Genomic DNA, 10,188 nt, shown 5'->3' with positions numbered 1-10,188 from the left:
TTATTCCTTCCGGCTGGCAAGCGCGTTTACGGCGGCCACCGTGATCGCCGAGCCGCCCAGACGACCGCGCACGATGAGAGAGGGCACAGGCTGGTCCTCCATCAGCGCGGCTTTCGACTCGGCCGCGCCCACAAAACCCACCGGACAGCCGATAATTGCCGCAGGACGCGGGCAATCGGGGTCTTCAAGCATGTTCAGCAGATGAAAGAGCGCGGTCGGCGCATTACCGATGGCCACAACAGCCCCCTCCAGATGCGGACGCCACAGCTCGAGGGCTGCCGCCGAGCGGGTATTGCCCATCGCTTTCGCGCGCTCGACGATATCGGGCGCATGCAGCGTGCAGATCACCTCGTTCTGTGCCGGAAGCCGCGCGCGGGTGATCCCTTCGGAGACCATCCGCGCATCACACAGGACAGGTGCGCCCGCCTGCAGCGCAGCACGCGCCGCCTTCGCCATTCCGGTGGAAAATTCCACATCGCGTTCGAGCCCCACCAGACCGGCGGCATGGATCATCCGCACGACAACCGGTTCTTCATCCATATCGAACCGCGCCAGATCTGCCTCGGCACGGATCGTGGCGAAACTCTCGGCATAAATCTTCGCGCCGTCGGTTTCATAGCTATGTGGCATGTCGTCCCCCGTGCCCGTCCTCGTGCCAGTTCACTTCTGGCCCGTCTTGATTTTTTCTCTCAGCGCGCGCTCGTCGAGCGTGCCTTGCGTAAGGTCGCGGGCACGCTGGTCGCGCCCAAATGCCCAGCCTTCCTTTGACGCCACCGCTACCAGATCGCAAGCCCCGGCATGCGCACATCCCTTGGCACAGCCCGAGATATGAAGCGCCTGCCCCTCCGGCAGTCCCTGACGGGCGATCCGGCGCGCCAGCGCACGGGTCGGCTGCGCCCCTTGCGGACAACCGGGCGCGCCCGTGCAGACCGAAATCCGCAGCCGCGGATCATCGGGGACGGTGACCGCCCCTGCAACTTCGGGAAAGACCCGCGCGCCCTCGATCAGGATCATCCGCCATGGGGTCAGGCGAAGCTTGCCCATACTGGCGATCTCGGCCAGTTCCTCGGCATGGATCTGCCCGAAGCCCACACCAAACAGCGCTCCCTCGTCATAGATCCCGGGCGCCGGCGGAGGCAGGCCTCTGTGCATGGCATGGGTGCGCCATGCCGCAGGCAGCGTGGCCCCCGCCTCCAGATGGCGCGCCATACGTCCACGCCCATCTGTAATGCCGCCAGTGTCCTGAAACCATTGTGCCATCTCGAGTGCCGCCGCAACCGCATCTTCGGGCCTGACTGCGCGCCCACGCTCGGCGCCATCAGCGCGGATGATCAGCGCATCCTGCGTCCGTTCGATGCGGATATCGGCAGAGCTTCCCTGCAGAAGCGGCACGGGGCCACAATCCACCGCAAAGCCGAATTTGGCAGGCAGCTCCGGCCCGTCCTCTTGCGAAAGGACCGCGCTCAGATCATCGCCCAGCCGTTGGGTCAGATCGCCCATCTGCCAGAACGGCTGCGTAATCACATTACGCCGCGTCTCTCCGGCGACGGAGGCATCGAGCAGACCGAGCGTGGCCAGCGCCATCAGCAGCGCGTCATGATCTTCGCGTCGAATGCCGCGAAGCTGCAGATTGCCGCGTGAGGAGAGGTCGATCAACCCGTTGCCGAACTGCGCGGAAATCCCCGCCAGCGCGCCTGCCTGTCCCTTGGTCAGACGCCCATACCACGGGCGCACCCGCACAACCAGACCATCGCCCGACATCATCGGACGGCGCGCGCCCGGGCACCAGCCACGGATCTGCGGATCGGCCGGTGAGATCTTTGCCTTGCTGCGATACCAGGCGGTGCTTACTGCCATTCCTGCATTCCCGAAAAAACCTCTCCGGAATTCGAACCGGCCAGAGCATTCTGTATGGAATTGCGCCGGCTCGTCCAGAGCCCCGCCGCGGCAAGGGCCTTGAAACGGTCCCAGAGCGCCCTTAAAGCCTGCGGATTCTCGCGGCCGAGAAACTCGACCAGATCCGCGCGGCCAAGCGTGGCTTCGAAATAGAGGTCGAACAGATGGTCGGGTACCGCGCGCGACAGATGGGCAAAAGCCGCGAGATGGTCAAGCGTCGCCGCGATCTCCGCCCCGCCACGAAAGCCGTGACGCATCATGCTGTCGGCCCAGTCGGGATTGGCTGCGCGGGCGCGCACAATACGCGCGATCTCCTCGGTCAGTGCCCGTGCACGCGGCTGGTCGGGGCGCGTTGCATCCAGATGATAGGATTTAGGCGCAGGCCGCCCCAGACGCGCCAGCGCCGCAGCAAATCCGGCCTCATGGGCGGCATAATCGGAGGCCACCAGAAGATCGGTTTCTGGCAGGTCCTGCAGATGAACGAAGCTGTCTGCCCCCGCCAGACGTTGCTCCAGCGCCGCGCGTGCGGGCGTGACATTGCCCTGCGCATCGATCGCATGCGATGAGGCATCGAGCCATGCCTCACCCGCCAAAGCGCGGCCTTCTTCGGTGTAATCCTCGAGCGCACCGCCCATATTCAGCCCGTAAAGACCGGGTTTCGGACCGAAGACGCGGGGAGACCTTGCCAGATAGGGATTGTCCTCGGGCGTCTCGTCGCGCTGGGCTAAAGCCTCGCAGGCCAGTTCGAACATCTGCGCAAGCCCCGGGAAGACGTCGCGGAAAAGCCCCGAAACCCGCAGTGTCAGATCGATCCGGGGGCGGTTCATCAACGCCAGCGGCAGGATCTCGATCCCCGAAACCCGCTCGGAACCCGCATCCCAAACCGGTTTGACACCTGCCAGATGCAGCGCCATGGCGAATTCCTCGCCCGCTGTGCGCATCGTGGCCGATCCCCAGAGATCGACCACCAGACCTTTCGGCCAATCGCCATGATCCTGAAGATGGCGCCGCACCAGCTCCTCGGCCAGTTTCACGCCCTGGGCATAGGCCGCGCGCGAGGGCACAGAGCGCGGATCGGTGGTAAAGAGGTTGCGCCCTGTTGGCAGCACATCCGAGCGCCCCCGATGCGGGCTGCCCGACGGGCCGGGAGCCACGAACTGCCCCGCAAGCGCGCGGATCACACCTTGCGTTTCATCCGCGCCGTATCTACCGGTGCCAAAGACATGAAGCCCTTCGGCATATTGGCTCTCCTTGATATCGCAGACAAAAGCATCCAGCCGCGTGATCGCCTCGGCGGGCGAGGCCGCAGCCTCGATCCCCAGGTCCTCCTCGACACCCCGTCCCTGAGCCTCCGCGCGGATATCGGCGATCAGCCGGTCACGGCGCGCGGGATCGAGCCCGTCAGCGGTGGAATACTCATCCATCAACGTCTCGAGCCGGATAAGAGTGTCGGGCATCCGCCCTTGGGCCAAGGGCGGGGGCACATGGCCGATGGTCTGCGCTGCAATCCTGCGCTTGGCCTGCGCGGCCTCGCCCGGATCATTGACGATAAACGGATAGACCACCGGCAGGGAACCGGTCAGCACTTCGGGCCAGCAGGTTTCCGACAAAGCGACCGATTTCCCCGGCAGCCATTCCATCGTGCCATGCGCCCCCATATGGATCAGCGCATCCGCCTGACGCTGGAGCCAGAGGTAGAAGGCCACATAGCCATGGCGCGGCATGCGCGAGAGGTCATGGTAATCGGCATCGCGGCTTGCACGATCCGCCCGTTCCGGCTGTAGCGCAACAAGACCCGAACCGCTTTGGATGGCGGGAAACCGGAAGACCCCATCGCGATAGAGCGGATCCTCCTCGGGCGCACCCCAAGCCTCGTGAAGATCATCGCGCAACCTATCGGGCAGATCGGCCAGCGCCAGACGGTAATCGTCAATGGGCCAGTCCAAGGTTGCATGTTGCAGCACCGCGCCAAGGTCGCTGACCTTGGTCAGGGGATACCCTTCGGCCTGCAGCGCCGCGACAAGCCCCTCCACCGAGGCCAGCGCGTCAAGCCCCACTGCATGGGCGATCTGGTAACTCTTGCCCGGATAGGTCGAGAGCACGAAGGCCAGTCGTTTCTCTGCCGCAGGGCGCGCCAAGCGGCACAGCGCCATGACCCGATCGGCCACCTGCGCCACGCGGCCCGGATCGGGCCGATGAATGAAGCGCGAATATTGCAAATCGGGGTCGCGTTGCGAGGGAGATTTGAACGAGATCACCCCGCCGAAGATCCGGCCATCGACCTCCGGCAAAACGACATGCATCGCCAGATCCGAGGGTGCCAGCCCGCGCTCGGAGCCTGCCCAGTCGCGCCTGCGCGCCGTGGAAAGCGCCACCTGCACCACCGGCACACCTGCCGCATCGAGAGGCGATCCACCCTCGGCGCCTTGCGCCGAGAACGCGGTGGCATTGACCACTGCAACCGGTTCGAGCCGCGCGATCTCGCGCCGCAGCCACTCCGGCACGCCCGGTGCCTTCAGAGAGGGCGCAAAGACGCCATAGGCGTTCAGGCCACGCGCCCGAAGCGCCTCGATCATCGCATCCACGGGCGCGGTATCGGCGGCGGTCAGATAGGAGCGGTAGAAGGTGACCAGAGCGATATCCTTGCCCGCCTCCGGTGCCGCCACGATCCCCGTCTGTGGCAGATAGAACCCGCAATCGGGCACCGATTTCACGCCCGCAACCGGCCCCGCATAGAGCCCCGCCGCAAGCGAGAGCTGCGCCAGCGCCGCTTGCGCTGCCACCGCGCCCCCCGCATCACAGAGCGCCTGAAGGCGCCGCAATGTGGAGACAGGCAGCGTGGAGAGCGCATCGAGACGGGCATCCTCGCGCCCGTCGGCGGGCAGTACCGCAAGTGCTATGCCCTGCCGCCGCGCCATATCCTGTAGCGAGGCGAGCCCGTAGGGCCAGTAGCTCTCGCCGCCGATGATGCGCACCAGAATGCCCTTGGCATGGCGCAGGGTCTGGTCGAGATAGGTATCGACCGAGAGCGGATGTTTCAGCGCCACCAGATTGGCAAGGCGTAGGCTCGGCAGAGTGCCGGCCCGCTTCCAGCCTGCCGCGAACGCACCGAGGTCGCTGTCACTGAAGGACAGCGCCACAAGATCGGCAGGGCTCTGCCCCAGATCCTGCGGCTGGTCCGACTGGTCCAGCCCATGCGTTTCGCGAAAGACCACATGCATCGGTCAGGCCACCGCCAGACCCAGCGCCGCCTCGATGGAGGCGCGGTCGATATGGTCATGCTCGGCAATCACCACCAGCTGCGAGGCGCGCGCGCGTGCCCCCCAGGGCTGGTCGAACTGCCCGCGCAGGCGGGTGCCCACGGCCTGTACCAGATAGCGCATCGGCTTGCCCTTGACCGCCAGATAGCCCTTCATCCGCAGGATGTTGAGATCGCCCGCCATGGCGACCATCCGCGCCTCGAGTGCGGCCACATCCTCGATCTCGCCCAGATCGACGACGATCGTGTCAAAATCGTCATGCTCGTGGTCGAAATGGCCATCATGATGGGAGGGGCGCGCCTCGAGATCATCCTCGGCGGCCGCATTGAGCCCGAGGATCACCTGCGGGTCGATCACGCCCTCGGACATCGGCAGGATCGGCAGCTTGCGCGGCGCCTCGGCCTCGATCACGGCGCGGGCGCGGGCCAGACCTTCCTCGCCCGCCAGATCGACCTTCGACAGAAGCACGATATCGGCGCAGGCGATCTGGTCCTCGAAGACCTCCGAAAGCGGCGTCTCGTGATCGAGCGAGGGGTCGGCGGCACGCTGCGCATCGACCGCGACGAGATCGGGGGCGAACTGGCCCGAGGCCACGGCCTCGGCATCGGCCAGCGCCACCACACCATCAACGGTGATCCGCGAGCGGATCGCGGGCCATTCGAACGCCTTCAGAAGCGGTTTGGGCAGCGCCAGACCCGAGGTCTCGATCAGGATATGGTCGGGCGTCTCCGGCAGCGCCAGAAGCCTCTCGATGGTCGGGATGAACTCATCGGCCACGGTGCAGCAGATGCAGCCATTGGCAAGCTCGAGAATATTGTCCTCGGGGCAGTTCTCGTCGGCGCAGGATTTGAGGATGTCGCCATCCACACCCGCGGTCCCGAATTCATTGACCAGAACCGCCAGACGTTTGCCCTGCGGATTTTGCATCAGGTGACGGATCAGCGTGGTCTTGCCCGCCCCCAGAAACCCCGTGACGATCGTTACCGGCACTTTTGCGAGATTGCTCATGGATCACTCCTGCGGATCGTTCTGCGGCGGTATACGCGCGATGGATTGTTTACGGAAGACGACAGGGCGCGCGCGCCATGGCACCAGACCATCGGCGGTCTCGCCATAGGCGCGGATGCCCGCGAGGATGTCGTCGAGATGGGTGGCAGGGTCGAGATCGCCATAGATATAGCTCCAGCGGTCCGGCCCGCCGGACAGCACCATCGAGCAGGAGCGCGAGCAGGCCGAGAGGCACTCGACCCCCCTGACTGTCACCCCCTCGATGCCAGCACCCGCCACCGCATCGCGCAGCCTTGTGCCCGGACGCGGGCTGGTATCATCGCCCATGCGCCGGCAGGTGGTGCAGATCGTGACCGTTACATTGCTCATATGCTCTCCCTTTTTCGGGCCGCACATAGCAAAGGTCGAGCGCCGGAACCACAAGGTTCTGCCCCTCTTCCCGCTGCGACACACCCCGATCGCCCGTTCCTGTCTCTCGCCACAGGCAGGTCTCCCGGCTTGCGAAGTCAGGCGGCCTCATGGGCCCTTGCCTGCCGGTGACGCCTTCCCGGACGGAACCGGAAGCCCGGGTCTATCCAGTGACATGTCACCTCTTCGGTCACGGTCGCGGGGGCGGCTGCGCTTGGGGATCCCGTCCCCTATCGCATTCCCTTTTCACCTGTCATAAACAGGAACCTGTGTGCGTGCTTAAAAGACGCGCAAGCCCGCGCTTTGTCAAGGAAGGAGATCCCCCATGAGCGAGACCGCCCCCGAAGGAATGCCGGATCAGGACACCGCCACCGAGGACCGCCACGCGATGAAGATGGCCAAGAAAAAGGCCGCCCGCGACAAGATCATGGCGACGAAAGAGGGCGAGAAGGGCCTGATCATCGTCAATACCGGCGCCGGCAAGGGAAAATCCTCGGCGGGGTTCGGGATGATCCTGCGCTGTATCGCCCATGAGATGCCCTGTGCCGTGGTGCAGTTCATCAAGGGCGCGTGGGATACCGGCGAGCGGCGGCTGATCGAGGAGCATTTCTCCGGCCTGTGCCAGTTCCATGCGATGGGCGAAGGCTTTACCTGGGAGACACAGGACCGCGCGCGGGATGTGGCGATGGCCAAACGTGGCTGGGAAAAGGCCAAGGAGCTGATCCGCGACCCCGAGATCCGCTTCGTGCTGCTTGACGAGATCAATATCGCGCTGCGCTATGACTATCTCGATATCGACGAGGTGGTGGCGTTCCTGCGCGACGAGAAGCCCGCCATGACCCATGTGGCGCTGACGGGGCGCAATGCCAAGGAGCCGCTGATCGAGCTGGCCGATCTGGTGACCGAGATGACGCTGGTGAAACATCCGTTCCGCTCCGGTATCAAGGGGCAGAAAGGCGTCGAGTTCTGAGCGGGGGCTCTGCCCCCTCTTGCGCCTATCGGCGCAATTCACCCCCGGGATATTTTCGGACAATGGAAAACAAGGCAATCTTAACGATGTTGCGCGATAAAGGCGCTGCCTCACTCGGCAGGGTCCCGATGGTGGCAGAAGGTGGGCGCACCGCATTTCCCGAAGTCAGCTGCCAATGGCGCGGTCGAGATGCGGTGCCTCCGCCCTTGCGTCCGGGCAGTTGCGCATCATGAAGGCGCTGATGATCCAGGGCGCGGGCTCGAATGTGGGAAAATCCATGCTGGTGGCGGGGTTGTGTCGCGCGGCACGGCTGCGCGGGTTGAGCGTTGCGCCCTTCAAGCCGCAGAACATGTCCAATAATGCCGCCGTCACCGTGGATGGTGGCGAGATCGGGCGGGCGCAGGCGCTTCAGGCGATGGCCTGCGGATTGGAGCCTGTGGTCGATATGAACCCGATCCTCTTGAAACCCGAAAGCGAGACCGGATCGCAGGTGATCGTGCAGGGCAAGCGGCGGGCGACCGTGAAGGCGCGCGACTATGCGGCCCTGAAGCCCTCGCTGATGGCGCCGGTTCTGGAGAGTTTCGCGCGGCTAAAGGCCGCCCATGATCTGGTCATCGTCGAGGGGGCGGGAAGCCCTGCCGAGGTGAACCTGCGCGCGGGTGATATTGCCAATATGGGCTTTGCCTGTGCCGCGGATGTGCCGGTGGTGCTGGCCGGAGATATCGACCGTGGCGGGGTGATCGCGCAGATCGTGGGCACTCAGGCCGTGCTGGACGCGGCCGACCGCGCGCAGATCGCAGGATTTCTCATCAACAAGTTCCGTGGCGATCCGCGGCTGTTTGACGAAGGTTACCGGATGATCGAGACGCGCACGGGCTGGCGCGGTTTTGGCGTTTTGCCGTGGTTTGCGGAGGCTGGCCGTCTGCCGGCCGAGGATGCGCTGGATTTGCCGAATGCCTCGGGTGGCTCGGGGCTCAGGGTGGTCTGTCTGGGGCTTTCGCGGATTGCCAATTTCGACGATCTCGATCCGCTGATGCAGGAGCCGCATGTGTCGCTGAGCATTTTGCGGGCGGGCCAGCCCCTGCCCGGTGATACCGATCTGGTGATCATTCCCGGTTCCAAATCCACCCGTGGCGATCTGGCCTTTTTGCGCGCGCAGGGCTGGGAAGTGGACTTGCAGGCGCATGTGCGGCGTGGCGGGCGGATCCTCGGGATCTGCGGCGGCTACCAGATGCTGGGGCGTGTCGTGCATGATCCGCACGGGCTTGAAGGGCCTGCGGGCAGCGATCCCGGTCTGGGGTTTCTCGATATCGAAACGGTGATGGTAGAGGACAAGCGCCTGACACGGGTGGAGGCCCTCCATGCACCGACGGGATGCGGATTCTCGGGCTACGAGATCCATATCGGGCGTAGTGACGGGCCTGATCGTGCAAGGCCCTTTGCGATGATCGCGAGCGTGCCCGAAGGGGCAATCTCGCCCGATGGCCGGATCATGGGCAGCTATCTGCACGGGATGTTCGGTGAGGACGGGTTCCGTGCGGCATGGCTGGGCACGCTCGGAGCGCGGTCGGGCAATATTGCGCATGGAGCCCTGGTGGAAGCCACGCTCGACGCCTTGGCCGCCCATCTGGAGGCGCATCTGGATGTGGACGGCTTACTCGGCCTTGCCCGTTAGTGCATGCGCAAGGCGCGCCCATTCTGTCTCGTTGCCGGGAAGGCCGAGGCGGATCCAGCGCGGATGCCAAGGGAAGATGCGGCTCCAGATATGGGCGCGGGCCAGTCGAGACTGCGCCCGAACCGCATCGGGGGTCGCGTAAAGCCGGAAAAGCTCTGTCCCGCCCATAAGGTCCCAGCCTGCCTGCGCGGCCAGCGCGTCCATACGGCCCATGTCCTGAACCAGCCGCGCGATCGTGGTGCTCTGCCAGTCGCGATCTGCCAGCGCTCTGGTGCCGATGGCAAGCCCCGCACCGCAGACAGGCCAAGGGCCTGCCATCTCGCGCAGCCGCGCGATCCGGGCTTCGGCCCCCAGTGCAAAGCCAAGCCGTAGCCCCGCCAGCCCGTAGAACTTGCCGAACGAGCGCAGCACGAAGAGATCCTCCTCTCCAACCTGCCCCGCAAGCGACAGATCGGGACGCGGATCGGCGAAGCTTTCATCGACCACCAGCGTGCCGACCCTACCGCGCAAGGCCATCAGTGCCTCGGGGCTGTGGCATTGCCCGTCGGGATTGTTGGGATTGACCACCACGGCCAGCCGCGCGCCCTCCAGATCGTGAAGGTGACGGACCTCCTCGACCTGCCAGCCCGCCTGACGCAGGCACGCGGCATGCTCGTTATAGGTGGGTGAGAGGACGCGGGCCTCGCGCGGGCCGTCCAGCAGCATCGGCAGCATCTGGATGGCCGCCTGTGCACCGGCCAGCGCGGCGATCCCCCCACCGGTCATGCCGTAGCTCTGGCGCGCCACGGCCAGCAGCGCCGCCATGGACGCGCCGGTGGGCAGGTCGGTATAGGCCGCGGGCGGGAGCGTGCCCACGGGATAGGGCACGCGGTTGATCCCTGTGGAGAGGTCGACCCACTCGCCCTGCCCGCCCGTCCGGCCATATTCGGCCATGGCCCAATCGAGATTTCCGCCGTGATCACGCATATCGG

The 10,188-nt window shown here is 65.3% G+C and carries 8 protein-coding genes and 1 riboswitch; of the genes, 2 read left to right on the top strand and 6 right to left on the bottom strand.

Annotated elements, in window-relative coordinates; all coding sequences use genetic code 11:
- The 5 genes from ABEB22_RS11845 to ABEB22_RS11825 are packed head-to-tail and all read right to left on the bottom strand — an operon-like array spanning nt 1 to nt 6,533.
- Nucleotides 1-630 carry a precorrin-8X methylmutase gene (locus ABEB22_RS11845; protein WP_406870367.1) on the bottom strand — a complete coding sequence of 210 codons (630 nt, stop codon included), beginning with the start codon at nt 628-630 and terminating at the stop codon, nt 1-3.
- Between the two features lie 30 nt (nt 631-660).
- A complete protein-coding gene (cobG, locus tag ABEB22_RS11840; RefSeq protein ID WP_339112627.1) occupies nt 661-1,857 on the bottom strand; it encodes a precorrin-3B synthase in 1,197 nt (398 codons plus the stop codon).
- Nucleotides 1,848-5,117 (bottom strand): cobaltochelatase subunit CobN, encoded by a 3,270-nt coding sequence (cobN, locus tag ABEB22_RS11835; protein ID WP_406870366.1) that lies wholly within the window; start codon nt 5,115-5,117, stop codon nt 1,848-1,850. Before cobN ends, cobG begins: the two co-directional genes overlap by 10 nt.
- Nucleotides 5,118-5,120: 3 nt before the next feature.
- A complete protein-coding gene (gene cobW / locus ABEB22_RS11830) occupies nt 5,121-6,164 on the bottom strand; it encodes a cobalamin biosynthesis protein CobW (protein WP_406870365.1) in 1,044 nt (347 codons plus the stop codon).
- A gap of 3 nt (nt 6,165-6,167) precedes the next feature.
- Nucleotides 6,168-6,533, bottom strand: coding sequence for a DUF1636 family protein (locus ABEB22_RS11825; RefSeq protein WP_406870364.1), 366 nt, complete (start codon nt 6,531-6,533; stop codon nt 6,168-6,170).
- 96 nt (nt 6,534-6,629) lie between these two features.
- A riboswitch (cobalamin riboswitch) is annotated at nt 6,630-6,858 on the bottom strand.
- 39 nt (nt 6,859-6,897) lie between these two features.
- On the opposite strand from ABEB22_RS11825, the gene cobO reads away from it, so the two are divergent.
- Nucleotides 6,898-7,542, top strand: a complete 645-nt coding sequence (gene cobO, locus ABEB22_RS11820) for a cob(I)yrinic acid a,c-diamide adenosyltransferase (protein ID WP_406870363.1) — start codon at nt 6,898-6,900, stop codon at nt 7,540-7,542.
- Between the two features lie 229 nt (nt 7,543-7,771).
- On the top strand, nt 7,772-9,217 hold the full coding sequence (locus tag ABEB22_RS11815) for a cobyric acid synthase (RefSeq protein WP_406870362.1): 1,446 nt from the start codon (nt 7,772-7,774) through the stop codon (nt 9,215-9,217).
- Here the strand turns inward: ABEB22_RS11815 and cobD are convergent.
- Nucleotides 9,197-10,183, bottom strand: a complete 987-nt coding sequence (gene cobD / locus ABEB22_RS11810) for a threonine-phosphate decarboxylase CobD (RefSeq protein ID WP_406870361.1) — start codon at nt 10,181-10,183, stop codon at nt 9,197-9,199. The genes ABEB22_RS11815 and cobD overlap by 21 nt on opposite strands.
- Nucleotides 10,184-10,188 lie beyond the last annotated feature (5 nt).

Source organism: Thioclava sp. 'Guangxiensis' (assembly GCF_045348365.1).
In the GTDB taxonomy this organism is placed as follows: domain Bacteria; phylum Pseudomonadota; class Alphaproteobacteria; order Rhodobacterales; family Rhodobacteraceae; genus Thioclava; species Thioclava kandeliae.
This window is presented reverse-complemented; position numbering and strand designations above follow the sequence as displayed.

Coding starts and splice junctions, on each gene's coding strand:
- ABEB22_RS11845 (WP_406870367.1), bottom strand. CDS start 630: ATGCCACATAGCTATGAAACCGACGGCGCGAAGATTTATGCCGAGAGT.
- cobG (WP_339112627.1), bottom strand. CDS start 1,857: ATGGCAGTAAGCACCGCCTGGTATCGCAGCAAGGCAAAGATCTCACCG.
- cobN (WP_406870366.1), bottom strand. CDS start 5,117: ATGCATGTGGTCTTTCGCGAAACGCATGGGCTGGACCAGTCGGACCAG.
- cobW (WP_406870365.1), bottom strand. CDS start 6,164: ATGAGCAATCTCGCAAAAGTGCCGGTAACGATCGTCACGGGGTTTCTG.
- ABEB22_RS11825 (WP_406870364.1), bottom strand. CDS start 6,533: ATGAGCAATGTAACGGTCACGATCTGCACCACCTGCCGGCGCATGGGC.
- cobO (WP_406870363.1), top strand. CDS start 6,898: ATGAGCGAGACCGCCCCCGAAGGAATGCCGGATCAGGACACCGCCACC.
- ABEB22_RS11815 (WP_406870362.1), top strand. CDS start 7,772: ATGAAGGCGCTGATGATCCAGGGCGCGGGCTCGAATGTGGGAAAATCC.
- cobD (WP_406870361.1), bottom strand. CDS start 10,183: ATGCGTGATCACGGCGGAAATCTCGATTGGGCCATGGCCGAATATGGC.